The following is a 25,367-nucleotide window of genomic DNA, read 5'->3' on the forward strand; positions in this document are numbered from 1 at the left end:
CGATGGCGGCTCTGATGTGTTTATCCGGATGTTCCTTCATCAATGCGTCCTCTGATACTGAATGTTGTGTTGACGGTTGTCAACAGTGTTGTGCTGAAAAAACAGACACCGGGACGTTATGACAGAGAGCGGGAAAGGAAGCTGGAATGAGCTTCACGGTGATAAGGGAACAGCGGCAGGAGATTGGATTACTGCGAGATGGCTTCCACGGGCGACAGGCCATCAGGGGAGTCTCAGGAGACTGGCAAATCCCCTGGGATTAAAAATGCGGCGCATTTACCCGAGGACGTCTTTTAACGCCTCATCCAGATCGTACCAGCGAAAGCCAAAGCCGGCGGCTTCCAGGCGTTTTGGCAACGCACGCTGGCCGCCGAGTACCAGTACCGACGATTCACCCATTAGCAGGCGTATCGCCGCCGCCGGGACGCGAAAAATTGCCGGGCGATTTAGCGCCTGCCCAAGCGCGTGGGCGAACTGTTCGTTACGTACCGGATAAGGCGAAACCATGTTAAAGGGGCCGCGCAGGTCGTTATCCAGCAGCCACAGAATACCGTTAACCATATCGTCGATATGGATCCATGCCAGATACTGCCTGCCGCTGCCGATAGGGCCACCGAGGCCGAGCTTAAACGCCGGAGTCATTTTAGCAAGGATGCCGCCTCTCGATGCCAGCACGACGCCGGTGCGTAAAAGGCAGACGCGGGTGCGGTCGCTTTGCGCTTCGCAGGCCAGCTGTTCCCAGCGGGCGCAGAGTTTGTGGGTGAACTCATTGTGCGGCGGCTCTTCTTCGGTGACGACGACTTCCCCCAGGTCACCATAATAACCTGCCGCAGAGCCGCTAATCAGCACCGCAGGCGGGGTGTCGCTGGCGTTGATGAGCGCGGCCAGCTGTTGCGTGATATCCCAGCGGCTGTGGCACAGGCGCTGTTTTTGTTCCGCCGTCCAGCGTTTGTCGGCGATCGGCTCGCCCGCCAGATTGATAACCGCGTCAATTTCGTTGAGATGCTGGCGATTGTCAAAGCCGCGCCACAGCGTGACGCGGGGATCGAGCCGGGACCGGGCTTTTTCCGGGCTGCGCGTGGAGACCGTTACGTTATGCCCCAGCTCCAGAAGCCGGGGGATGAGATGCCGACCAATCAGGCCGGTACCGCCAGTAAGCAGAATCTTCATAGCGCCTCCCTAAGAAGCCTACCGCCGCCAGCTCATGGTCATTGATACCGAGTCGGCGTAGCGGAGTGCATAAAGTTTATCGATCTCAACTTCAGCATAAGTGACCCAGTGATGTTCGCATGCGATATCGAGCACATCCTGAGTTAATTTTTCCAGTAAGGAGAAGCGGTTATTCTCAATATGGCTGATGATGCGCTTGGTGATGGTGCGGTAATTCAGCGCATCGTTGATATCTTCGCTGTTGCGGGATTGATCCGCCGGGTAGTGAATGGCGACGTTTACCACCACATCCTGACGGTTAGCAATCTCTTCCTCTTTAATACCAATAAAAGTACGCAAGCGTAGGTTCTTTATACGAATAATGGCGTCTGGCTGAGACATTGCAGGCTTCCTCCGTGTTGTAATTTCCGCAATCATACATGAAAGCAGGTCGTGCGAGCAGGGGGTTAAGATTGCTGAATTTTCAGCAACGCCTCGGCGGTTGCAGGGCGCTGGCGAATACGCTCAAACCAGTTATGTACCGCCGGGAAATTTGCGAGATCGATACGCTGGCGCTGATGCGCGTTAATCCACGGCCAGCAGGCGATATCGGCAATGCTGTAGCGGTCGCCGCCGAGCCACGGGCTGACCTCCAGACGCCGGTTGAGTACGCTATATAGCCGCTGCGTTTCCACCTGATAGCGCTCAATGGCATAGGGAACCGTCTGCGGTGCCGAATGGTTGAAGTGCTGATTTTGCCCCAGCATCGGCCCCAGTCCGCCCACCTGCCAGAACAGCCACTGCAGCGTAACGTGGCGCTCGCGCAGCTCGCCGCTCAGCAGCTTTGCCGATTTCTCGGCGAGATAGAGCAGAATGGCCCCGGATTCGAACAGGCTCAGCGGCGCGCCGCCGTCAACGGGAACGTGGTCGACTATCGCCGGGATTTTATTATTGGGTGAGAGGCTGAGAAACTGCGGGCGGAACTGTTCGCCTTTGGTGATATCTACCCGAATCAGCCGATAGGCCAGCTGAGCCTCTTCGAGGAACAGAACGATTTTTTGGCCGTTTGGGGTGGGTGCGTAGTAAAGATCGATCATGATGTCTCCCGCCGTCGTGGGTCGCCAATTTTTCGAGTATAGGCGACCTGGCGTATTGCGGGAGCGTAGGGGGGATAAATTCAGCGCGTTGTTGTGGGGGGAACCCCCATTTCGCGCACCAGCGCGATAAACGCCTGCAGTCCGGGCGGAATATGGCGGCGGCCCGGATAGTAGAGGGACAGGCCGCCAAATGAAGGGCACCAGTCGCCCATCACGCTGATGAGCCTGCCGCTGGCAAGATCGTCCTGGATAAACCAGTCAGAGATAAACGCCAGTCCGATACCCGCCAGCGCCGCGCGGTGGATGGCCTGCATCTCGCTCAGAATAATGCGCGGCGGGACGTTAAGCGCTACTTTTTGCCCATCCCGCTCCAGCTCCCAGCGATAAATTCCGCCATGCGACATGCGCATGCCAATCCCCTGATGACGCATAAGATCGTCCGGACCGTGCGGAACGCCGTGTCGGGCAAAGTAGTCCGGGGTTGCGACGATCAGCATCCGCGCGTCGGGCGTCAGGGCGACGGCAATCATATCCTGCGGCAGCGCTTCTGCGAGGCGGATCCCCGCGTCATAGCCTTCGGCAACGATATCCACCAGCCGGGATTCGGTGGTGATGTCGAGGCGCATTGCCGGATAGCGTTTGAGGAAGGCCTCGAAAATATCAAACAGCAGAGCAACGCTTTCGCGCGGCGCGTTGATCCGCAGGGTTCCGCTCGGCATTTCAGGCTGGGTGGCGACCTCCTCCGAGGCGCGTCGGATTTCAGCCACGGCGGGCGCTATACGCTCAACGTAACGCTGTCCGGCGTCGGTCAGCGCGACGCTGCGGGTCGTACGATTAAACAGGCGCACGTTGAGGCGAGCCTCCAGCCCGGCAACGGCGTTGCTGACGGCGGTAGCCGACATACCCAGCTCCCGGGCAGCCGCGCGAAAGCTTTGCCGATGCGCGACGGCGAGGAGAACTTCGAGTTCAGTAATACCGCTACGCTGCATAATTATCCCGATTTTCGTAACAGGTTGTGCTGATTATACCCTCTTATCGCGGCAATAAGACGACTCTATACTCCCGGGTATCAAGCAGGATGGAGAAATCATTATGCACAACATCGATCAAATTTATATCAACGGCCAGTTTGTCACGCCGCACGGTAGCGAAGAGTTTGCGCTGTTTAACCCGACGACCGAAGAGGCGATTGGCCTGGTGCGGCTGGCCGATGAACTGGATGCAGAGCGGGCGATTGCCGCGGCAAAAGCGGCATTTCCGGCATGGTCGCGGACGACGAAAGAGGAGCGTTTGGCCGTGCTGGAACGTATGTATCAGGCCGTTCAGGCGCGGGAAGCCGATTTGCTGGAAGCCATTGTGACGGAATACGGCGCGCCGGCTTCTCGTTCGCAATGGATGGCGGCGTGGCCGGCGCAAACTATCAGGCAGGCGATGGCGACGCTGGAGCGCTTTGAGTTTGTCGAGCAGGCCGGCCGAGCCCAGGTGGTGATGACGCCGGTCGGCGTCGCGGGATTGATTACGCCGTGGAACAGCGATGCCGGTTTTATTTGCAGCAAGCTGGCGACGGCGATGGCGGCAGGCTGTACGGCGGTGATTAAGCCGAGCGAGATGAGCGCCTGGCAGACGCAAATTATTAGCGAAGCGCTACACGCGGCCCGGATCCCGGCGGGCGTATTTAACATCGTCACCGGGCGCGGGGAGATCGTGGGGGACGTTATCAACCATCACCCCGATATCGCGAAAATTTCGTTTACCGGCTCAACCGCTGTCGGCAAGCATATTATCGAAAGCGGGGCGCAAACGCTGAAGCGCGTGACGCTGGAGCTTGGGGGCAAGTCGCCCACCGTCATTCTTAATGATGCGGATATACAGCAGGCGGTTCCGCTGGCGCTGGCGGCCGGGTTTATGAACAGCGGGCAGGCGTGCGTTGCCGGGACGCGTATTTTGCTCCCCGCGCGGCGCCAGGCCGAGTTTGAGCAGGCTATCGTGCAGGCCGTGGCGGCTGACTATATTTCTGGCGACCCGCGCGATCCGCAGACCGCGATTGGCCCGATGGTCAGCCATAAGCAGTGGCAGCGGGTGCAGGATTATATCCGCCTGGGCCAGCGGGAGGGCGCCAGGCTGCTGACGGGCGGCGTCGGTCGGCCGCAGGGCATGGAAAAAGGCTGGTGCGTTAAGCCGACCGTGTTCAGCGATGCGCATAATCAGATGCGTATTGCGCGGGAAGAGATTTTTGGCCCGGTGCTGGTCATTATTCCTTATCAGGATGAGGCCGAGGCGATTGCGATTGCCAACGACACCGCGTACGGCCTGAGCGCGCTGGTGTTATGCGGCGATCGTCAGCGCGGTACGGAGGTGGCTCTGGCGATTGAGTCCGGGCGCGTGCTGGTCAACACTCTCGAACATGAGCCGCAGGCGCCGTTTGGCGGGTTCAAGCAATCCGGGGTGGGGCGCGAGATGGGGAAATGGGGAATGCAGGCCTATCTGGAGCCGAAAACGCTGCTCGTCGGCTAGTGCGAAATCCTCATGGTGCGATAAGTGACATCCCTCAGAAGACAGGATATGTTGATTTATCGCCCCATTATTTGTCGAGGATGCCATGAGCCAGCCGGTTATTACCCTGTGGTCCGATGCCGATTTTTTCTCTCCGTACGTGATGTCAGCGTATGTTTCCCTGCAGGAGAAGAGCCTGCCTTTCACCCTTAAAACCGTCAATCTGGATAGCGGCGAGCACCTGCAGGCGGGCTGGAAAGGATTCTCCGCCACCCGGCGCGTGCCGCTGCTGGAGGTTGACGATTTTGCCCTCAGCGAATCGTCCGCTATCAGCGAATATCTCGACGAGCGCTTTGCGCCGCCGGAATGGGAGCGGCTCTATCCTCACGATCTGCAAAAGAGAGCCCGTGCCCGTCAGGTTCAGGCCTGGCTGCGCAGCGATCTGCTGCCCATTCGCGAAGAGCGCTCTACCGACGTGATTTTCGCCGGGCAAAAGAAACCCGCGCTTAGCGCGGCGGGCCGCAGGAGCGCGGAAAAATTATTCGAGACCGCTTCCGGGCTGCTGGCCCACGGCGGCACCAATTTGTTCGGCGAATGGTCTATTGCCGATACCGATCTTGCGCTTATGCTCAACCGGCTGGCGCTTAACGGCGATGAGGTGCCGGAGAGGCTGGCAGATTACGCCGCCTTCCAGTGGCAGCGTGCATCCGTTCAGCGCTATGCCGCACTGTCGGCCAAACGCGCCGGCTGATTCGCGTCTGCGGTTCCGCTATCATAGGGCATCGTAATGCGTGGAGATAAAAAAATGCGGCTGATGTTTGCATCGGATATTCATGGCTCTCTGCCCGCCGCAGAGCGCGTGCTGGAACGGTTTGCGCAGAGTGGGGCGCAGTGGCTGATTATTCTGGGCGACGTGCTCAACCACGGGCCGCGTAATGCTCTCCCTGAAGGCTACGCGCCGGCAGAGGTCGCCGGGAAGCTGAACGGCGCGGCGTCGCGCATCATTGCCGTACGCGGCAACTGCGACAGCGAAGTCGATCAGATGCTGCTGAACTTTCCCATTACCGCGCCCTGGCAACAGGTTTTGACCGAACAACATCGGCTGTTTCTGACTCACGGGCATCTGTACAGCCCCGAAAAATTGCCGCCGCTCTGCGCTGGCGATGTCCTGGTTTATGGTCATACTCATATTCCGGTAGCCGAGAAGCGCGGCGATATTTTTCTCTTTAACCCCGGTTCCGTGAGCATCCCCAAAGGGGGATTTCCCGCCAGCTATGGCCTCCTTGAAGGGGATCGGCTGCAGGTTTTAGCGCTCGATGAACATCAGGTTATTGCAGAGGTGGCAATTAACCCGTAATTTACCCCCAACCGTAAAGACGCGCCGCAAGAGCGCTTTAAAAAGTAAGGTTTCCTGATGGCGGAACAGAACGATTTGGCAAGCACAGAATGGGTAGATATCGTTAATGAAAACAATGAGGTGATAGCGCAATCCAGCCGCGAGCAGATGCGCGCGCAGTGTCTGCGTCATCGCGCAACCTACATTGTCGTTCATGATGGCATGGGCAAAATTCTGGTGCAGCGTCGTACCGAAATAAAAGATTTTCAGCCGGGCATGCTGGATGCGACCGCCGGCGGCGTGGTGCAGGCTGACGAGCAGCTGCTGGATTCAGCGCGTCGCGAGGCCGAAGAGGAGCTGGGCATTGCTGGCGTCCCCTTCGCCGACCACGGTCAGTTCTACTACGAGGATAAGCACTGCCGCGTCTGGGGAAGCCTGTTTAGCTGCGTGTCGCACGGCCCCTTTGCTTTGCAGGAAGAGGAGGTCAGCGAAGTGTGCTGGCTGACGCCGGAAGAGATCACCGCCCGCTGCGATGAGTTCACCCCGGACTCGTTAAAAGCGCTGGCGCTGTGGATGACCCGCAATGCCAACAACGAGTCGGCAAAGCCGGAAAAGCAGGAAGAGGAAGAGTAGCTGCCTAGCAGCTATCCCGCAGGCATAAACTGGAGACGATGGGTTTCCTGCCGCTCCAGTTGCCTTCATTAAGGCGCTCCAGAAGGGCGCGTCCAGCTTCAATACCAATCTTGTGATGCGGTACGGCCATCGTGGTTAGCGGCGGCTGGCAGACCCGGCTGACATCGCTATCGCCGAAGCCGACTACCGCCAAATCGTCCGGGACTTTAATACGTCGACGCTGGCACTCGTACAGCGCTCCGCACGCCAGCTCATCCGAAACGCAGACCAGCGCATCCAGCTCCGGCCACGCCAGCAAAAACTCCGGTAGCTGAGAAGCGCCGGTGGAAAAACTGGGGGGGAGCGCGGCGTTAATCACCCGATTCGGCGACATATGGTGGCGCAGCATCGCTTTGTACCACCCCTGCAGGTGCTGCTGAAAAATCCACTGCTCCTGGTTGGCGCACAGCAGGCCGATATTTTGGTAGCCGCGGTGGATGAGCATTTCAGTGAGTTCGAACATTGCGGCAACGTTATCGATGCCGATATTCATGTCAATAGGGTCGGCGCGCATGGCGCCCATCTCCATCACCGGAATCGACGCGTTGTTCAGCCAGTGGCGTACGGTATCGCTATGTTCAACGCTAAGCAGAATGGCGGCCGCGATGTTCGACGCCAGCAGCGTTTCCAGCAGCTTCTCTTCCTGTTCGAGGCGATGCTGCGACTCCGCCAGCATGATTTGATAACCCGCCGGCTGCAGAACCTGCTGAAGCCCGGCAAACATTGCGGAGCAGCCCGCTTCGGCAAGATTTGGCACCACCATAGCTATCGTTCTTGAGGAGGCGGAAGCCAGCGCGCTGGCGGCCAGATTGGGCATATATCCCAGCTCCTGCACCGCGGCTTCGATTTTTTCACGAAGCTTATCGGAAACCTGCTCCGGCGTGCGGAGCGCACGCGAGACGGTCATCGTGCCCACGCCGGCAAGCTGGGCAACATCGGCGATCGTCACCTTACCGGTACTACGCCGTTTTCGGGTTAGAGACATACACATTCCTGCTGAACAGACGCTTTTCATTTGCATCCATCACTTTACGTTTCAGGGAGTATACGCCTTAAATCCACATTTTTGCTGCGTTTTCATATGATGATTGCGAATTGATAGCGCTATCACAATTTTGAATGTTATCTGTTGGTAGCGCTATCTTTGTGATCGCCATCGCAGCTAACTGCTGTGCGCTTGAATAAAGTTTGCCCATCTTTTGCTAAAAGACGGGGGAGATAAAATGCTCAGTAAATGGATCTTTGATTCCACTATCACGCTCCGGCAGAGCGTGGAAGAGTGGCCTCAGGCTCTGGAGATTTGCGCCGGGCCGCTGCTCGACGCTGGCGTTATTGCGCCCGAGTATGTGACCGCGATTGTGGAACAGCACGTGAAGCTGGGGCCGTACTATGTGCTGGCGCCGGGGCTGGCGATGCCGCATGCGCGGCCGGAGGAAGGAGCCAAAGGCCTGGGTTTATCGTTGCTGAAGCTGGAACAGGGCGTGTCGTTTGGTTCAGCAGAGTTCGACCCGGTCGATATTATTATTATGCTGGCAGCACCCGACAAGCATAGTCATATCGAGATGATTTCCGCGCTGGCTGAATTATTTTCCAGTGATGAAGATATGGATCAATTACATCAGGCGAAAACCCTGGAGGAGATTAAAACGATAATCGCGCGATTCTGACCTAATTCATAACCTGATTTATAACCCATTACGCCCGACGTGATGCGGAGAAACTGTACCCAAAAAAGGTGATAACAATGAAAATTATGGCGATTTGTGGTTCTGGCCTGGGCAGTAGTTTTATGGTTGAAATGAATATTAAAAAGGTGCTTAAAAAGCTCGAAATAGAAGCGGAAGTTGAACACTCCGATCTCTCATCGGCAACGCCTGGGGCGGCAGATTTATTTGTGATGGCTAAAGACATCGCCGCCAGCGCTAGCGTGCCGGAAAGCCAGCTGGTGGTGATCACCAACATCATCGACATCAATGAACTCGAAGCGCAGCTGCGCGCGTGGTTCGCCAAACAATAACTATTTATACCCTAAATAATTCGGGTGGCAGAAGGCGGCGACGCAGAGAGTTCCCTGGCGCTTACTGAAGTAAGCGATTGGGGTGAGAGACAAATCTGTCCGGAACAGGTTTGAACGCGGTGTCGCGGTGGCCCGCAAGGGCGAGGCTCATGGATGAGCCGGGTAACAAAGCCAACGCCCATGCAACCTGAAGTATGACGGGGATATAGCGAGGCGGATATGTTTATCCTTGAAACGCTGAATTTTGTTGTTGATATTCTGAAAGTGCCCTCGGTGCTGGTGGGGTTAATTGCGCTGATCGGCCTGGTCGCACAAAAAAAATCATTTTCTGACGTCGTAAAAGGAACGATTAAAACAATTCTTGGTTTTATTGTTTTGGGCGGCGGGGCGACGGTATTAGTTGGCTCGCTGAATCCGCTGGGAGGAATGTTTGAACATGCCTTTAATATCCAGGGGATTATTCCAAATAACGAGGCGATTGTTTCTATTGCCCTCGAAAAATACGGTGCGTCAACCGCGCTGATTATGGCTTTTGGTATGGTCGCGAATATTATCGTCGCCCGCTTTACGCGGCTGAAGTATATATTCCTGACCGGGCATCATACCTTCTATATGGCCTGTATGATCGGCGTGATCCTCACCGTGGCGGGCTTCGAAGGCGTCGGGCTGGTGTTTACCGGTTCGCTGATCCTCGGCCTGGTGATGGCGTTCTTCCCGGCGCTGGCGCAGCGCTATATGAAGCGAATTACCGGAACCGATGATATCGCCTTCGGCCACTTCGGCACCCTGGGCTACGTGCTCTCGGGCTGGATTGGCAGCGTCTGCGGAAAAGGCTCCCGCTCCACCGAAGAGATGAACCTGCCGAAGAACCTAAGCTTCCTGCGCGACAGCTCAATCTCTATCTCCCTGACGATGATGATTATCTACCTGATCATGGCCGTGAGCGCCGGGCGTGAGTATGTGGAAAGCACCTTCAGCGGCGGCCAGAACTATCTGGTCTACGCCATCATCATGGCGATTACCTTCGCCGCCGGGGTGTTTATCATCCTGCAAGGGGTGCGCCTGATCCTGGCGGAAATCGTGCCGGCGTTTACCGGCTTCTCAGAAAAACTGGTGCCGAACGCGCGTCCTGCGCTGGATTGCCCGGTGGTTTACCCGTATGCGCCCAACGCGGTGCTGATCGGTTTCCTGTTTAGCTTCCTCGGTGGTCTGGTGGGGCTGTTCCTGCTTGGGCAAATGAACCTGGTGCTGATTCTACCGGGCGTCGTGCCGCACTTTTTCACCGGTGCGACGGCGGGGGTCTTCGGCAACGCCACCGGCGGTCGTCGGGGCGCAATGATTGGCGCGTTTGCTAACGGTCTGCTGATCACCTTCCTGCCGGTGCTGCTGCTGCCGGTTCTGGGGGCGATCGGTTTTGCCAATACCACCTTCTCAGACGCCGATTTCGGCGCGATCGGTATCGTGCTCGGCAACCTGGCGCGCTATCTGTCGCCGTTTGCGATTACGGGTCTTGTTGTGGCGCTGTTCGCTCTGCTGGTCGCGTACAACGTCTTTGCGAAGAAGAAATCTGCGGGCAATGGCGCGCAGGAGAATACCGGAGCCAAATCATGAATGTACAAGAAGTGACCCAACTGGCGCGCGACATTCGCGTCGCCACGCTTAAATCGCTGACGAATCTGGGTTTTGGCCACTACGGCGGCAGCATGTCGGTCGTCGAAACGCTGGCGGTGCTGTACGGCGCGGTGATGAAAATCGATCCCGCCGACCCGGACTGGCCGGAGCGCGACTACTTTGTGCTGTCAAAAGGCCATGCCGGACCGGCGCTGTACAGCACCTTAGCCATCAAGGGCTATTTCCCGATGGAAGATCTCAGCACGCTTAACCATAACGGAACCCGTCTGCCGAGCCACCCGGATCGCCTGAAAACGCGGGGGGTGGATGCAACGACCGGTTCGCTGGGGCAGGGGATTTCTATCGCCGGCGGCATGGCGCTCTCCCATAAGCTGGCCGGGCGTTCGAATCGGGTATTCTGCATTGTCGGTGACGGCGAGCTGAATGAGGGACAGTGCTGGGAGGCGTTTCAGTTTATCGCCCACCACCGCCTGAATAATCTGACGGTGTTTGTTGACTGGAACAAACTGCAGCTCGACGGCGCTCTCGACGAAATTATCCGCGCCTTCAACCTCGAGGAGAAGTTCCACGCCTTTGGTTTTGACGCCATCACCGTGAAGGGGGACGACATCGTCGGGCTGCTGGCGGCTGTACAGCCCGTTCCGGCTGCCGATGCGCGCCCGCGGGTGGTGATCCTCGACAGCATTAAAGGGCAGGGCGTGCCGTATCTCGAGCAGCTCAGCAATTCCCATCACCTGCGCCTGACGGATGAGATGACAGCGGCGCTGAACGAGACAATTCGTCAACTGGAGGCCGCTCATGATTAACGTCGCACCCGCAGGACAAAAAGACGCAGTGGAAATGCGTAAAGTGTATGCCGGATTTGTCGCCCGGCAGATTGAGGCCGGGAGCGACATTATCGCCCTCGAAGCCGATCTGATGAGCTCGATGGCAATGGACGGCGTGGCGCGGGATTATCCGCAGCACGTGATCAACTGCGGCATTATGGAGGCCAACGTCATCGGCACCGCCGCCGGCCTGTCGTTGACCGGACGTCAGCCGTTTGTGCATACTTTTACCGCCTTTGCCAGCCGCCGCTGCTTCGATCAGCTGTTTATGGCGCTGGATTATCAGCGTAACAACGTCAAGGTCATTGCCTCCGACGCCGGCGTTACCGCCTGCCATAACGGCGGCACCCATATGTCGTTTGAAGATATGGGGATCGTTCGCGGCCTGGCGCACTCGGTGGTGCTGGAGGTCACCGATGCGGTGATGTTCGACGATATCCTGCGTCAGCTGATGACGCTCAACGGTTTCTACTGGGTGCGCACCATCCGCAAGCAGGCGCCGAGCGTTTACGCGCCGGGCTCGACGTTTACCATCGGCAAGGGCAACGTCCTGCGAGAAGGCGAAGATATCACCCTGATTGCCAACGGTATTATGGTGGCGGAAGCGCTGGAGGCGGCGCGACAGCTTGAGCAGGAAGGCGTCAGCGCGGCGGTAATTGATATGTTTACCCTCAAGCCTATCGACCGCATGCTGGTGAAAAATTATGCCGAGAAAACCGGGCGCATTGTGACCTGCGAAAACCACAGCATTCACAACGGACTGGGATCGGCCGTGGCCGAGGTGCTGGTGGAAACCTGCCCGGTGCCGATGCGCCGCGTGGGGGTGAAGGAGCGTTATGGCCAGGTCGGTACCCAGGATTTCCTGCAGAAGGAGTATGGCCTGACGGCGCATGATATTGTGTCGGCGGCGAGAGAGCTGCTGTAAATAACAAAGGCGACCATCGAGGTCGCCTTTTTTTCACCAACCGGCGCAGGCGCCAGCGGAGAGTGTTACTGCTGCTGCTGAGACGACTGAATCGCGGTCAGCGCGATGGTGTAGACGATATCGTCTACCAGCGCGCCACGGGACAGGTCGTTCACCGGCTTACGCATACCCTGCAGCATCGGCCCGATGGAGATTAGGTCGGCAGAACGCTGTACGGCTTTGTAAGTGGTGTTACCGGTGTTCAGATCCGGGAAGATGAACACGGTCGCGCGGCCGGCAACCGGAGAGTTCGGCGCCTTGGATTTTGCCACGTCAGCCATAACGGCAGCGTCGTACTGCAGCGGGCCGTCGATCATCAGGTCAGGACGTTTTTCCTGAGCCAGACGCGTCGCTTCACGAACTTTTTCGACGTCGCTACCCGCGCCGGAGGTGCCGGTGGAGTAGGAGAGCATCGCCACGCGCGGTTCAATGCCAAAGGCAATCGCGGAATCTGCGGACTGAATAGCGATCTCCGCCAGCTGTTCTGCGGTTGGGTCCGGGTTAATCGCGCAGTCGCCGTACACGTAAACCTGTTCAGGCAGCAGCATGAAGAACACGGAGGAGACCAGAGAGCTGCCCGGAGCCGTTTTGATCAGCTGCAGCGGCGGACGAATGGTGTTGGCGGTGGTGTGTACCGCGCCGGACACCAGGCCGTCGACTTCGTCCTGTTCCAGCATCAGCGTGCCGAGAACCACGTTGTCTTCCAGCTGCTCGCGAGCAACCGCTTCGGTCATACCCTTGCTCTTACGCAGTTCGACCAGGCGAGCCACGTAGCTTTCGCGAACCACTTCCGGATCGACGATTTCGATACCAGAACCCAGCTCTACGCCCTGAGCGGCGGCAACGCGGTTGATCTCATCCGGGTTACCCAGCAGCACGCAGGTCGCGATACCGCGTTCTGCGCAGATTGCCGCTGCTTTAACGGTACGCGGCTCGTCGCCTTCCGGCAGAACGACGCGTTTGCCCGCTTTGCGCGCCAGCTCGGTGAGCTGGTAGCGGAAGGCCGGCGGAGAGAGGCGACGGCTGCGCTCGGAGGTCGCAGTCAGAGACTCGATCCAGTCGGCGTTGATGTAGCTGGCCACGTACTCCTGAACTTTCTCGATACGCTCGTGATCGTCAACCGGCACTTCCAGGTTGAAGCTCTGCAGGCTCAGAGAGGTCTGCCAGGTATTGGTGTTCACCATGAATACCGGCAGGCCGGTGGCAAACGCGCGTTCGCACAGCTTGCTCACGCGGGCGTCCATTTCGTAGGCGCCGGTCAGCAGCAGAGCGCCGATTTCTACGCCGTTCATCGCCGCCAGGCAGGCTGCAACCAGTACGTCAGGACGATCGGCGGAGGTCACCAGCAGGGAACCTGCGCGGAAGTGTTCCAGCATGTGCGGAATGCTGCGCGCACAGAAGGTAACGGATTTTACGCGGCGGGTATTGATGTCGCCTTCATTGATGATGGTGGCATTCAGGTGGTGCGCCATATCGATTGCGCGGGTGGCAATCAGATCGAAGCTCCACGGCACCGCGCCGAGAATCGGCAGCGCGCTGCCGTTCTGCAGCTGAGCCGGATCGATCTTGACCACTTTCGCTTTCGAAGAGTCATCGAAAATTTCTGACAGGTCAGGACGGGTACGTCCCTGCTCGTCAACCGGCGCGTTCAGCTTGTTGACGATAACACCGGTAATGTTAGTGTTCTTCACGCCGCCGAAGCTGTTGCGGGTCAGTTCGATACGCTCGTTCAGCTGTTCCTGGGTGTCGGTGCCCTGAGACATCACGAAGACGATTTCAGCGTTCAGCGTTTTGGCGATTTCGAAGTTCAGCGACTGGGCAAACTGGTGTTTACGCGTCGGAACCAGGCCTTCTACCAGCACAACTTCAGCATCCTGAGTGCTGGCGTGGTAGTTAGCGATGATCTCTTCCATCAGCACGTCTTTCTGGTTGCTGGACAGCAGCGACTCAACGTGGCTCATCTTCAGCGGCTCTGCGGCCGGAAGGTTGGAATTAGCGCGAACGATAGCGGTAGTCTGGTCAGGCGCATCGCCGCCAGCGCGCGGTTGCGCGATAGGTTTAAAGACGCTCAGGCGAACGCCTTTACGTTCCATAGCACGGATAACACCGAGGCTGACGCTGGTCAGGCCTACGCTGGTTCCGGTAGGGATTAGCATGATTATACGGGACACGATATATCCTCTTTCGTTACCGCCAGTATCCGGCGGGATGCAAAACTGCACCACCAGCTTCCCGCCATACTTCAGGTTGCATGCGCGTTGGCTTTGTTACCCGGCTCATCCTTGAGCCTCGCCCTTGCGGGCCGCTGCGACACTGCGATCAAATCTGTTTCGGACAGATTTGTCGCTCACCCCGGTCACGTACTACTCATACGCTCCCGGGGATTCGCTGCGTCGCCGCCTTCCTGTAACCCGAATTATTTAGGCTTATCGCTGGCGGTGTGGAATCAGGCGGTCAGACGGTTGGCGTCTTGCGCGATAACCAGCTCTTCGTTGGTCGGGATGACCAGAGCAGGGCGGGTGCCTTCTTTGTTGATGAAGCCGGACTTGCCGAAACGGGCCGCCAGGTTACGTTCATGATCAACATCGAAGCCCAGTACGCCCAGTTTGCCCAGAGACAGTTCACGAACCATCGCCGCGTTTTCACCGATACCACCGGTGAAGATAACCGCGTCCAGACGACCGTCCATCAGCGCGGTGTAGGAGCCGATGTACTTCGCCAGGCGGTGGCAGTAAACGTCCATAGCACGCTTAGCGTCTGCTTTATCCGTGTAGTTGTCTTCAACATAGCGGCAGTCGCTGGTGACTTCAGTCAGACCGAGCAGGCCGGACTCTTTGGTCAGCATTTTGTTGATTGCATCAACGCTCATGCCCAGGGAGTCGTGCAGATGGAAGATGATTGCCGGGTCGATATCGCCGGAGCGGGTACCCATTACCAGGCCTTCCAGCGGGGTCAGACCCATAGAGGTATCAACGCATTTACCGTTGCGGATCGCGGAAACAGAACCACCGTTACCCAGATGGCAGGTGATGATGTTCAGCTCTTCAACCGATTTGTTCAGGACTTTTGCCGCTTCCTGAGTCACGTAGAAGTGGCTGGTGCCGTGGGCACCATAGCGACGTACGCCGTGTTCTTTGTACAGGCTGTACGGCAGGGCGTAGAGGTAAGACTCTTCCGGCATGGTCTGATGGAACGCGGTGTCGAATACGGCAACGTTCTTGTTTTTCAGATGCGGGAAGGATTTCAGCGCTTCAGCAATACCGATCAGATGCGCCGGGTTGTGCAGCGGTGCGAAAGAGGCGGAATCTTTGATGCCCTGAATGACGGAATCGTCAATCACCACGGAACTGGTGTATTTTTCACCACCGTGAACGATACGGTGGCCAATTGCGGTCAGCTGAGCAGACAGTTCTGGTTTTTGTGCCAGAATAGTGTTAACGATAAAGTTAAGCGCTTCACTGTGAGCTGCGCCAGCGCCTAAATCTGCTTCTTGTTTGCTGCCATCCATTTTCCATTTGATACGCGCTTCAGGAAGATGGAAACATTCGGCTAAACCGGACAGATATTCGTCACCGTTGAGAGCATCAAGGATAGCAAATTTCAGTGAGGAACTACCGCAGTTCAGAACCAGTACTAGCTTACTCGACATGGAAGTACCTTTTATAATACGTGGCTAAAAAAACGTCATTGTGTCACAAAGCGTAGCGCAGGATGACACCGACATTTATGATTAACATCATGCCTTGTTCTGTTTCCGGGCACGATGAGATAAGTACATTTGATTTTATGCCATTTTGGATAATTTTCAGACAATGGCAGAATATGCGATAATTTGACTAACCTGGTAAAAGGGTCTAACGCCCTTTCAGGTGGGCACAGGATACCTGATTGCCGCACCCATTGCCAAAATGTTTTGAACGTTGTCATGCACAGTTGGTGTTTTGCACGAATATTTTAAGATTTATATGTAAAGTTGAGGTACAGCCATGTCGACACCCGAGAATCGTCCCGTTAGCTTTTTCAGCTTGTTTCGCCGCGGGCAGCACTACACAAAGACCTGGCCTTTAGATAAACGCCTCGCCCCGGTGTTTATTGAAAACCGCATTATTCGCGCTACCCGCTACGCGATTCGTATCATGCCGCCGGTCGCCGTCTTTACCCTGTGCTGGCAAATTGCCCTCGGCGGCCAGCTGGGCCCTGCGGTCGCCACGGCGCTGTTTGCGTTGAGTCTGCCGATGCAGGGACTGTGGTGGCTGGGTAAACGTTCGGTGACGCCGCTGCCGCCGTCGGTTTTGAACTGGTTTTATGAAGTTCGCGGCAAACTGCAGGAGGCGGGGCAGGCGCTGGCGCCGGTTGACGGTAAGCCGGATTACCAGGCTTTAGCTGACACGCTTAAGCGCGCCTTCAAACAACTGGATAAAACTTTCCTTGATGATTTGTAATTCCCCAGTGAAAACGCATATAAAAGAAGGCGCATGATTAATGCGCCTTCTTTTTTCACGCCGTAAAGTGCCACAGGAGTCAAGAAATGGAAATGACCAATGCGCAGCGCCTGATTTTGTCAAATCAGTACAAGATGATGACGATGCTCGACCCGGACAACGCTGAGCGCTATCGCCGTCTGCAGACCATCATCGAGCGTGGATACGGGCTGCAGATGCGCGAACTGGACCGCGAGTTCGGTGAGCTGACTGAAGAAACCTGCCGTACCGTTATCGATGTCATGGAAATGTATCATGCGATGCACGTCTCCTGGACTAACCTCAAGGACGGCAGCGAAATCGACGAACGTCGGGTGACCTTCCTGGGATTCGACGTGGCCACCGAAGCGCGTTTCCTCGGCTACGTGCGCTTTATCGTCAACGTAGAGGGGCGCTACAGCCACTTTGACGCCGGCACCCACGGCTTCAATTCGCAAACGCCGATGTGGGAAAAATATCAGCGTATGCTCACCGCCTGGCACTCATGCCCGCGCCAGTACCATTTGAGCAGCAACGAAATTAATCAAATTATCAATGCCTGATGGAGGTTTCCGTGCAGTGTAAAGGTTTCCTGTTCGATCTTGACGGGACGTTAGTCGATTCGTTACCGGTGGTGGAGCGCTCGTGGTGTACATGGGCGGATCGTTTCGGTATCCCGCATGATGAAGTGCTGAACTTTATCCACGGTAAGCAGGCGATAACCTCTTTACGCCATTTTTTACCCGGGCGCAGCGAAGAGGAGATTCAGGCGGAATTCCGCTATCTGGAAACGGTAGAAGCACAGGACACCGACGGCATCACGGCGCTGCCGGGAGCGGTTGCGCTGCTGACTCAGCTGGATAATGCAGGCATTCCGTGGGCTATCGTCACCTCGGGTTCGGTGCCCGTCGCCCATGCGCGCCATCGCGCGGGGGGCCTGCCCGAAGCTAAAATCTTCGTCACGGCGGAGCGGGTCAGGCACGGCAAGCCGGCGCCCGATGCCTATCTGCTCGGGGCCGAGCTGCTGGGGCTGGCCCCGCAGGAGTGTGCGGTGGTTGAGGACGCGCCGGCGGGATTACTGTCCGGCCTGAGCGCCGGATGCCGTACGATTGCCGTTAACGTGCCTGCCGACGCACCGCGTCTCGATGAAGCAGACTTTGTGCTGACCAGCCTCGAAGATCTGATCATTGTCCGGCAGCCAGACGGCAACGTTAGCGTCACGCTTAAAGCATAATCTCATGATTTAGCCCCGCGCTGCCGGGGCTTTTTTGTGCCACAATTCCGGCTCCATCTTCAGACAAGGATAAGTTGTGAACGGTGAACTGATTTGGGTGTTATCTCTTCTTGCCGTTGCGGTTGTGCTTTTCGCTACCGGAAAAGTGCGCATGGATGCTATTGCGCTACTGGTGATTGTGGCCTTTGTCCTCAGCGATACGCTGACGCTTAGCGAAGCGTTTTCCGGTTTTAGCGATCCGAACGTTATTCTTATCGCCGCGCTGTTTATCATCGGTGACGGCCTCGTGCGCACCGGGGTGGCAAGTAAAGTCGGCAGCTGGCTGGTGAAGGTGGCGGGCAGCAGCGAAACAAAAATGCTGATCTACCTGATGCTGACCGTCGCCGGGCTTGGCGCTTTTATGAGCTCAACCGGGGTGGTGGCGATCTTTATCCCGGTCGTGCTGAGCGTTTCTGCCCGTATGAATACCTCCCCGTCGCGCCTGATGATGCCGCTGAGCTTTGCCGGACTGATCAGCGGCATGATGACCCTGGTGGCAACGCCGCCCAACCTGGTGGTGAACAGCGAGCTGATACGCGAAGGGCTCCAGGGGTTTAGCTTCTTTAGCGTGACGCCAATTGGCCTGGTGGTTCTGGTTCTGGGCGTGTTCTATATGCTGGCGGTCCGCTTTATGCTGAAAGGCGATGAGAGCGAGCTGGCGCGCGACGGGCGTAAGAAAAGCACCTTTCGCGACTTAATCAAAGAGTACCATTTAACCGGCAGGGCGCGTCGCCTGGCGATCCGCCCCGGCTCACCGATGATTGGCCAGCGGCTGGACGACCTTAAGCTACGCGAGCGCTACTGCGCTAACGTTATCGGCGTGGAGCGCTGGCGCCGTTTTCGGCGGGTGATTGTGAACGTTAACGGGGTATCAGAGTTCCGCGCCCGCGATGTCCTGCTGATTGACATGTCGGCATCGGACGTCGATTTACGCCAGTTCTGCGGAGAGCAAATGCTTGAGCCGATGGTGCTTCGCGGGGAGTATTTCTCCGACCAGGCGCTGGATGTCGGCATGGCGGAGGTGACGCTGATCCCCGACTCGGAACTTATCGGCAAAACGGTGCGTGAAATTGCCTTCCGCACCCGCTTTGGGCTCAATATTGTCGGTCTGAAGCGGGATGGTAAAGCCCTCGATGGAGCGGTGGTAGATGAGTCCCTGCAGCTTGGGGATATCATGCTGGTCGTTGGCAACTGGCGGCAGATTGCCCTGCTGGCGAAACGCGGGCGTGATTTCGTTGTGTTAAATATGCCGATCGAGGTTAACGATGCGTCACCGGCCCACAGCCAGGCGCCGCACGCTATTTTCTGCCTGGTGCTGATGGTGGCCCTGATGCTCACCGATGAAATCCCCAATCCCATCGCCGCCATTATCTCCTGCCTTTTGATGGGGAAGTTTCGCTGTATCAACGCCGAGAGCGCTTACAAAGCTATTCACTGGCCGAGCATTATTCTGATCGTCGGGATGATGCCCTTTGCGCTGGCGCTGCAGAAAACCGGCGGCGTAGATTTAGTGGTCCAGGGACTGATGGACGTTGCCGGCAGCAAAGGGCCATATTTAATGCTGGGCTGCCTGTTTGTGATGTGCGCGACAATTGGCCTGTTTATTTCAAACACCGCAACGGCGGTGCTGATGGCGCCGATTGCGCTAGCGGCGGCGAACTCAATGGGCGTGTCGCCTTATCCCTTTGCCATGGTGGTGGCGATGGCGGCTTCGGCGGCATTCATGACCCCGGTATCTTCACCGGTTAACACCCTGGTGCTTGGCCCCGGTAAATACTCGTTCAGCGATTTTGTGAAGATCGGCGTACCTTTTACCGTGCTGGTGATGGTGGTTTGCGTGCTGCTGATCCCGGTCCTGTTCCCGTTCTGAACCCCGGTTCCTCATGGCCCGGCCGCTGGCCGGGCTGGCGTCGATTTACAGCGGGGAATCCTGGCTGATTTCATCCAGAGAGAGATGAAAGCTCGGAACAAACACCTGCATAAAGTAATCCATTTCATCGCTGCGGCGGGATTCCAGCGTTTTCTCAAGCCGGCCTTTGGCCAGTAAAAATTCGTTATTGCCGGCCGACAGCTCTTCGAGGCATTTCAGATAGGCGCAGAGCGCATCCGCCTGTTTGACGATTAATTTTTCCTCTTCGCTATAGCGGTGTTCATCAATCAGCGGCGCAAAAATATCGCGCAGCTCGTCGGGGACCATATCAATCAGCTTTTGCTGGGCGATTTTCTCGATGGCCTTATACTCCTGGGCGATCTGCGAGTTGAAATATTTAACCGGCGTTGGCAGGTCGCCGGTTAATACTTCCGACGCATCATGATACATCGCCAGCAGCGCAATCCGCTCGGCGTTAACGTTGCCCGCAAACTTGCGATTCTTAATTGCCGCCAGCGCATGGGCAACCATAGCGACCTGCAGACTATGTTCGGACACGTTTTCGGTGCGCACGTTGCGCATCAGCGGCCAGCGGTTAATCAGCTTCAGGCGGGAGAGGTGGGCAAAGAAATGACTCTGACTCATAAGGACCCTTAATCAGTGACAACATCGGGTTCCATTGTGCGCAGGGATTGCCGCCGGATGCAAATACCGGCGGCGGGTTCGGCTTATCAGAGCTGGTGATAGCCAGAGAGGAAGCGGCCGAACCGCGAAATGGCCATTTCCAGATCGTCTTCGCGCGGCAGGGTAACAATGCGCACATGATCCGGCCACGGCCAGTTAAAGGCGGTGCCCTGAACCAGCAGCACTTTCTCCTGCAGCAGGAAGTCGAGAACCATCTTCTGATCGTCGTGAATGTTAAAACGCTTTGCGTCTATTTTCGGGAACATATACAGCGCGCCTTTCGGCTTAACGCAGGAGACGCCCGGGATCTCGTTAATCAGCTCCCAGGCGCGGTTACGCTGTTCATACAGGCGCCCGCCGGGAACAATAAACTCGCTGATGCTTTGATAGCCGCCAAGCGCCGTCTGAATGGCATGCTGCGCCGGAACGTTGGCGCACAGGCGCATAGAGGCCAGCATTTCCAGGCCTTCGATGTAACCTTTGGCGTGCTTTTTCGGGCCATTGAGCACCATCCAGCCCTGGCGGAAGCCGGCAACGCGATAGGTTTTTGACAGGCCGTTAAAGGTGATCGTCAGCAGATCGGGAGCCAGCGCGGCGATCGAGTGGTGCTGGGCTTCGTCGTAGAGGATCTTGTCGTAGATTTCATCGGCAAAGATGATCAGATTATGTTGACGAGCAATTTCGACGATCTCCAGCAGCAGCTCTTTTGAATAGACCGCGCCGGTCGGGTTGTTGGGGTTGATAATCACGATCCCGCGGGTGCGCGGGGTGATTTTTGCGCGAATATCGTCGAGATCCGGGAACCAGTCGGCGGACTCATCGCAAAGATAGTGCACTGCTTTACCGCTGGAGAGCGATACCGCCGCCGTCCACAGAGGATAATCCGGCGCCGGGACCAGCATTTCGTCACCGCTGTTCAGCAGCGCCTGCATGGCCTGGACAATCAGTTCCGATACGCCGTTGCCGATATAAATATCTTCAACCGTCACGTCGCGCATGCCGCGAGCCTGATAGTGCTGCATGATAGCCTTACGCGCCGAGTAGAGGCCTTTAGAGTCACAGTAGCCCTGCGCGGTCGGTAAATTACGAATGACGTCAACGAGGATTTCATCCGGGGCATCGAAGCCAAACGGTGCCGGGTTGCCGATGTTCAGCTTGAGGACTTTATTGCCTTCTTCTTCAAGGCGCTTCGCTTCTTTCAGAACCGGGCCGCGGATGTCGTAACAGACGTTGTCTAACTTGCTGGATTTTTCGATAGGGGACATGAATCTTTGACCTTTTTAGCTGTTATCGCCACTCCCTGCCGTGGAAGTCAGCTCGGAACAATGTACTCTTCATCCCCGCTGTTTTGAAGGGTTAGCAGGAGAAGATTTTGCCATTACTCTTTTTTTAGGGTAATCGATTTATCTGTTGATTGGCTTTTGTCTTTATAGAATATGCCTTTAAGTTGTATTTTATTGGTCAAATATCGTGGTTTTATCGCTATATGATGAATCTTTATCTGGTTTGAAGCTGCGGGAAGGGCCTGCGTTGATACTTTTTTGCTCACAAAAAAGCACTATGCTTTTAACTGATAGTGGAAGACTGTAGCGGTAATGTTAAATATACTTAATAAAAACATCTAAGAGATTAATGACCCTTATTTTTTGACAATGAATAATCCTGGTTTTGTTAATTTAATTAAAGTCCTGAAAAAATGCTTAAAATTATCTTTAATAATACTAATTTACCCTTATAAATAATTCTGTTTTCGGTTAGGATGTCGTTGTTAATATCAAATAAACCTCGTAAATAATGCGGTTTTTCTTATTAATATATTGTTATTGCAGGCTTTTTGTTTGTCGTTCAGCGAGCGTTGGCAGAGGCTGACTGCGTATTGATGTGCAGGGCAGCGCTATTGATGGCTTTTTTGAATCAGGTCACATAAAGCGGGTCACCGTAATTAGAAAAAGCTTAGGCGTACGAACAAAATATGACTCAGAGGTTCCGCACAATTGACGCGGACGAGTACTTTCAAATGCAATAACGTTCTTCCAGCTGTCACCCGTTTCCATTTTGCGGATGACACGAGGCTCAAGGAATAGCCGGAAACCTGGAGCACAGCATCAACAAGGCAGGTAAGCGATAGCCACCTGTGAGTGAAGCAACATGATAAATGCAAATCGTCCAATACTAAATCTCGACCTCGATCTGCTGAGAACGTTTGTTGCCGTCGCCGATCTGAGTACTTTTGCTGCCGCAGCAACCGCGGTATGCCGTACCCAGTCTGCGGTGAGCCAGCAGATGCAGCGGCTGGAACAGCTGGTCGGAAAAGAGCTCTTTGCCCGCCACGGGCGGAATAAGTTATTAACTGAGCAGGGCATTCAGCTGCTCGGCTATGCGCGGAAAATTCTGCGCTTTAATGATGAAGCCTGCATGTCGCTAATGTTCAGCAGCCTGCAGGGCACGTTGACTATCGGCGCCACCGACGAAACGGCGGATACCATTTTGCCGTTTTTACTTAATCGGATCGGCAGCTTCTACCCGCGGCTGACCCTGGAAATTAAGGTTCTGAATTATGCTGAGGTGGTGGACATGCTGGCAAAGGGCGCGATAGATCTCGCGTTGACCACCCATCAGTCTGACAGCTTTGAAATGCTGACGCTGCGCATTTCACCCACCCTGTGGTACTGCGCGGCGGACTACGTGCTGCCCCATGAGGCTTCGGTGCCGCTGATCCTGCTTGAGGGACCTGGTCCCTTCCGGGATGATATTATTTCGGCGCTCGATAGCGCTCAAACCCCGTGGCATCTGGCCCACTCTGCGTCCTCACTTGCGGGCGTAAAAGCGGCGGTGAAAGCCGGGCTGGGCGTTACGGCGCGGCCGGTAGAAATGATGAGCCCCGAGCTGCGGGTGGTAGGCAAGAGCGACGGCCTGCCAGGATTACCGGATACGCGCTACGTTTTGAGCTGCGATCCGCAGAGCGTAAGTGAACTGGCGCAGGCCATTTTTCAGTCGCTGAGTCAGGACCATAGCCTCTGGTCGTCGGACCCGCTTTTTACCCCCGAAGGGGGAGGCCATACCCTCATCTCGTGAGGGTGATCAAAGCCACGCTCGTCACAAAAAGCTGGTAACAAAATGTAAATGCAAAAAGGAACCGCTGAGGTCAGAATTAGACCCTGCGGTTCTTTTTTTTCTTATTTTACGCTGATTTTTAATATATTGTTGTTTTATTGTTATGTATATCAGTTGGTTAGAAGCAATCCCACCCACACTTCTCTACTTTTCCCTGCACTTTCAATAGTTCATGCTAATGTTAAAAAACCGGCCAGTTTGTTGCTGTTTTTTTGGTTTAATTAACAAAAGCGTGTCACAGATCAAGAAAATACCCCTCCTTAGGGGGAGGAATCGAGGCTAAATCCTGTCAAAATAGGCGGGTAATTATGATTTACAATGGAAACGGACACGATTCAACAACACTAAATCCAATTGGTATGCAAGGTTATTTCGCATAAAAGGGCATTTAATGTTAATGAAAAAAACCTAATGTAAATTAATGTTGTTAAAACTTTTGTTGAAGTTGACAAAAGGTTAAAGAAAGGGGTAAAAAGCCAGCGCATATGGCCTTCTACGATAAGTAGGGACGCTTTTTTGCAAGGTTATTTTTTTATTCCTCCCCGTGAAACGCTGTGGCGTTCATCTGCCAGTAAGAGCAGAGGGTTTAGCGCTACACTTTTTTGGTTAAGCAATGCGTATGTCAACATCCACTGAAGTCATCGCTCATCATTGGGCATTCGCTATATTTCTCATCATTGCCATCGGCCTGTGCTGCCTGATGCTTGTCGGGGGCTGGTACCTCGGCGGTCGCGCGCGCGCGCGTAGCAAAAACACGCCGTTTGAATCGGGGATCGACTCCGTTGGTTCGGCTCGCTTACGTCTTTCTGCGAAGTTTTATCTGGTTGCCATGTTCTTCGTTATCTTCGACGTGGAAGCCCTGTATCTCTACGCATGGTCGACCTCTATCCGCGAAAGCGGCTGGGTTGGCTTTGTGGAAGCCGCAATTTTCATTTTAGTGCTACTGGCTGGTCTGGTTTATCTCGTCCGTATCGGCGCACTGGACTGGACGCCTGCGCGTTCCCGTCGCACGCTGGTTAACTCAGAAACAGACAGTCCCACTAACCGTCATATGCAGTAAAAGCGAGGCAATAAGATGGATTATACGCTCACCCGCATAGATCCCAACGGTGAGAACGACCGTTACCCCCTGCAAAAACAGGAGATCGTAACCGACCCCCTGGAGCAAGAAGTTAACAAAAGCGTGTATATGGGGAAACTCGAACACGCTCTGCATGACATGGTGAACTGGGGTCGTAAGAACTCAATCTGGCCCTACAACTTCGGCCTTTCTTGCTGCTATGTAGAAATGGTGACGTCATTCACTGCGGTGCATGACGTAGCGCGTTTTGGCGCAGAAGTTCTGCGTGCCTCTCCTCGTCAGGCTGACCTGATGGTGGTTGCGGGTACCTGCTTCACCAAGATGGCACCGGTTATTCAGCGTCTTTACGATCAGATGCTGGAGCCGAAATGGGTTATTTCCATGGGCGCATGTGCCAACTCCGGCGGTATGTACGATATTTATTCTGTTGTGCAGGGCGTAGATAAATTTATTCCGGTTGATGTTTACATCCCGGGCTGTCCGCCGCGTCCGGAAGCGTATATGCAGGCGCTGATGCTGCTGCAGGAATCTATTGGTAAAGAGCGCCGTCCTCTCTCGTGGGTGGTTGGCGATCAGGGCGTTTATCGCGCCAACATGCAGTCGGAACGTGAGCGTAAACGCGGCGAACGCATTGCAGTGACCAATCTGCGGACTCCGGACGAGATTTAATTTGCGCCTGCGGGCGGCGGCATAATACT

Annotated in this window: 25 protein-coding genes; 16 read left to right on the forward strand and 9 right to left on the reverse strand. The window is 55.7% G+C overall.

Annotated features, from left to right (window positions below):
• Positions 1-276: 276 nt before the first annotated feature.
• The 4 genes from GO007_RS13100 to GO007_RS13115 all read right to left on the reverse strand — a co-directional run bounded on the left by GO007_RS13100 (position 277) and on the right by GO007_RS13115 (position 3,235).
• The gene (locus GO007_RS13100) at positions 277-1,170 is read right to left on the reverse strand and encodes a TIGR01777 family oxidoreductase (protein WP_095100542.1); all 894 of its coding nucleotides are present in this window, start codon (positions 1,168-1,170) and stop codon (positions 277-279) included.
• A gap of 18 nt (positions 1,171-1,188) precedes the next feature.
• Entirely contained in the window at positions 1,189-1,551 is a 363-nt protein-coding gene (folX, locus tag GO007_RS13105) for a dihydroneopterin triphosphate 2'-epimerase (RefSeq protein ID WP_041146583.1), read from the reverse strand.
• Positions 1,552-1,616: 65 nt separating this feature from the next.
• Positions 1,617-2,246, reverse strand: a complete 630-nt coding sequence (gene yfcG / locus GO007_RS13110; protein WP_095100544.1) for a GSH-dependent disulfide bond oxidoreductase — start codon at positions 2,244-2,246, stop codon at positions 1,617-1,619.
• A gap of 80 nt (positions 2,247-2,326) precedes the next feature.
• A complete protein-coding gene (locus GO007_RS13115; protein WP_095100546.1) occupies positions 2,327-3,235 on the reverse strand; it encodes a LysR family transcriptional regulator in 909 nt (302 codons plus the stop codon).
• A gap of 103 nt (positions 3,236-3,338) precedes the next feature.
• Here GO007_RS13115 and GO007_RS13120 point away from each other — a divergent pair, with 103 nt between their 5' ends.
• The 4 genes from GO007_RS13120 (at position 3,339) to yfcD (ending at position 6,708) form a co-directional block, all read left to right on the forward strand.
• Positions 3,339-4,760 (forward strand): aldehyde dehydrogenase family protein, encoded by a 1,422-nt coding sequence (locus tag GO007_RS13120; protein WP_095100548.1) that lies wholly within the window; start codon positions 3,339-3,341, stop codon positions 4,758-4,760.
• A gap of 85 nt (positions 4,761-4,845) precedes the next feature.
• Entirely contained in the window at positions 4,846-5,490 is a 645-nt protein-coding gene (gene yfcF, locus GO007_RS13125; RefSeq protein WP_095100550.1) for a glutathione transferase, read from the forward strand.
• 54 nt (positions 5,491-5,544) lie between these two features.
• Positions 5,545-6,096: a phosphodiesterase gene (gene yfcE / locus GO007_RS13130; protein ID WP_095100552.1), complete on the forward strand. Its 552-nt coding sequence runs from the start codon at positions 5,545-5,547 to the stop codon at positions 6,094-6,096.
• Between the two features lie 57 nt (positions 6,097-6,153).
• On the forward strand, positions 6,154-6,708 hold the full coding sequence (gene yfcD / locus GO007_RS13135; RefSeq protein WP_095100554.1) for an NUDIX hydrolase YfcD: 555 nt from the start codon (positions 6,154-6,156) through the stop codon (positions 6,706-6,708).
• Positions 6,709-6,712: 4 nt separating this feature from the next.
• On the opposite strand, the gene GO007_RS13140 is transcribed toward yfcD, so the two are convergent.
• Positions 6,713-7,732, reverse strand: a complete 1,020-nt coding sequence (locus GO007_RS13140; RefSeq protein ID WP_041146577.1) for a LacI family DNA-binding transcriptional regulator — start codon at positions 7,730-7,732, stop codon at positions 6,713-6,715.
• A gap of 238 nt (positions 7,733-7,970) precedes the next feature.
• Between GO007_RS13140 and GO007_RS13145 the strand changes: the two genes are divergently transcribed.
• The 5 genes from GO007_RS13145 to GO007_RS13165 all read left to right on the forward strand — a co-directional run bounded on the left by GO007_RS13145 (position 7,971) and on the right by GO007_RS13165 (position 12,148).
• Positions 7,971-8,414, forward strand: coding sequence for a PTS sugar transporter subunit IIA (locus tag GO007_RS13145; protein WP_095100556.1), 444 nt, complete (start codon positions 7,971-7,973; stop codon positions 8,412-8,414).
• Positions 8,415-8,491: 77 nt separating this feature from the next.
• On the forward strand, positions 8,492-8,764 hold the full coding sequence (locus tag GO007_RS13150; protein WP_041146575.1) for a PTS sugar transporter subunit IIB: 273 nt from the start codon (positions 8,492-8,494) through the stop codon (positions 8,762-8,764).
• Between the two features lie 219 nt (positions 8,765-8,983).
• Complete coding sequence (locus GO007_RS13155; RefSeq protein ID WP_045856066.1) at positions 8,984-10,375, forward strand: PTS ascorbate transporter subunit IIC; 1,392 nt, start codon at positions 8,984-8,986, stop codon at positions 10,373-10,375.
• A complete protein-coding gene (locus GO007_RS13160) occupies positions 10,372-11,202 on the forward strand; it encodes a transketolase (RefSeq protein WP_095100558.1) in 831 nt (276 codons plus the stop codon). Before GO007_RS13155 ends, GO007_RS13160 begins: the two co-directional genes overlap by 4 nt.
• Positions 11,195-12,148 carry a transketolase family protein gene (locus GO007_RS13165; RefSeq protein ID WP_045856062.1) on the forward strand — a complete coding sequence of 318 codons (954 nt, stop codon included), beginning with the start codon at positions 11,195-11,197 and terminating at the stop codon, positions 12,146-12,148. The genes GO007_RS13160 and GO007_RS13165 overlap by 8 nt, the downstream gene beginning before the upstream one ends.
• 65 nt (positions 12,149-12,213) lie before the next feature.
• Here GO007_RS13165 and pta read toward each other — a convergent pair whose 3' ends face one another.
• Both pta and ackA read right to left on the reverse strand, forming a co-directional pair.
• Positions 12,214-14,358, reverse strand: coding sequence for a phosphate acetyltransferase (pta, locus tag GO007_RS13170; RefSeq protein ID WP_095101337.1), 2,145 nt, complete (start codon positions 14,356-14,358; stop codon positions 12,214-12,216).
• A gap of 275 nt (positions 14,359-14,633) precedes the next feature.
• Complete coding sequence (ackA, locus tag GO007_RS13175; RefSeq protein ID WP_095100560.1) at positions 14,634-15,836, reverse strand: acetate kinase; 1,203 nt, start codon at positions 15,834-15,836, stop codon at positions 14,634-14,636.
• 337 nt (positions 15,837-16,173) lie between these two features.
• Here ackA and yfbV point away from each other — a divergent pair, with 337 nt between their 5' ends.
• The 4 genes from yfbV (at position 16,174) to GO007_RS13195 (ending at position 19,790) form a co-directional block, all read left to right on the forward strand.
• On the forward strand, positions 16,174-16,629 hold the full coding sequence (gene yfbV, locus GO007_RS13180; protein ID WP_041146569.1) for a terminus macrodomain insulation protein YfbV: 456 nt from the start codon (positions 16,174-16,176) through the stop codon (positions 16,627-16,629).
• A gap of 86 nt (positions 16,630-16,715) precedes the next feature.
• Entirely contained in the window at positions 16,716-17,210 is a 495-nt protein-coding gene (locus GO007_RS13185; protein WP_095100562.1) for a YfbU family protein, read from the forward strand.
• Positions 17,210-17,881 (forward strand): sugar phosphatase, encoded by a 672-nt coding sequence (locus tag GO007_RS13190; RefSeq protein ID WP_157349201.1) that lies wholly within the window; start codon positions 17,210-17,212, stop codon positions 17,879-17,881. The genes GO007_RS13185 and GO007_RS13190 overlap by 1 nt, the downstream gene beginning before the upstream one ends.
• Positions 17,882-17,957: 76 nt before the next feature.
• On the forward strand, positions 17,958-19,790 hold the full coding sequence (locus GO007_RS13195) for an SLC13 family permease (protein ID WP_095100564.1): 1,833 nt from the start codon (positions 17,958-17,960) through the stop codon (positions 19,788-19,790).
• A gap of 45 nt (positions 19,791-19,835) precedes the next feature.
• On the opposite strand, the gene yfbR is transcribed toward GO007_RS13195, so the two are convergent.
• Together yfbR and alaA are read right to left on the reverse strand one after the other, a co-directional pair.
• Complete coding sequence (yfbR, locus tag GO007_RS13200; protein WP_095100566.1) at positions 19,836-20,435, reverse strand: 5'-deoxynucleotidase; 600 nt, start codon at positions 20,433-20,435, stop codon at positions 19,836-19,838.
• An 86-nt stretch (positions 20,436-20,521) separates the two neighbouring features.
• Complete coding sequence (gene alaA, locus GO007_RS13205; RefSeq protein ID WP_041146565.1) at positions 20,522-21,739, reverse strand: alanine transaminase AlaA; 1,218 nt, start codon at positions 21,737-21,739, stop codon at positions 20,522-20,524.
• 883 nt (positions 21,740-22,622) lie between these two features.
• Here alaA and GO007_RS13210 point away from each other — a divergent pair.
• The 3 genes from GO007_RS13210 (at position 22,623) to nuoB (ending at position 25,338) form a co-directional block, all read left to right on the forward strand.
• The gene (locus GO007_RS13210) at positions 22,623-23,549 is read left to right on the forward strand and encodes a LysR family transcriptional regulator (RefSeq protein WP_095100568.1); all 927 of its coding nucleotides are present in this window, start codon (positions 22,623-22,625) and stop codon (positions 23,547-23,549) included.
• Between the two features lie 652 nt (positions 23,550-24,201).
• Entirely contained in the window at positions 24,202-24,648 is a 447-nt protein-coding gene (nuoA, locus tag GO007_RS13215; RefSeq protein ID WP_004865103.1) for an NADH-quinone oxidoreductase subunit NuoA, read from the forward strand.
• A 15-nt stretch (positions 24,649-24,663) separates the two neighbouring features.
• The gene (gene nuoB / locus GO007_RS13220) at positions 24,664-25,338 is read left to right on the forward strand and encodes an NADH-quinone oxidoreductase subunit NuoB (protein WP_002913178.1); all 675 of its coding nucleotides are present in this window, start codon (positions 24,664-24,666) and stop codon (positions 25,336-25,338) included.
• The last annotated feature ends 29 nt before the right edge of the window (positions 25,339-25,367 follow it).

It is taken from the genome of Klebsiella sp. 10-1, assembly GCF_009758445.1.
Taxonomy (GTDB): domain Bacteria; phylum Pseudomonadota; class Gammaproteobacteria; order Enterobacterales; family Enterobacteriaceae; genus Klebsiella; species Klebsiella scottii.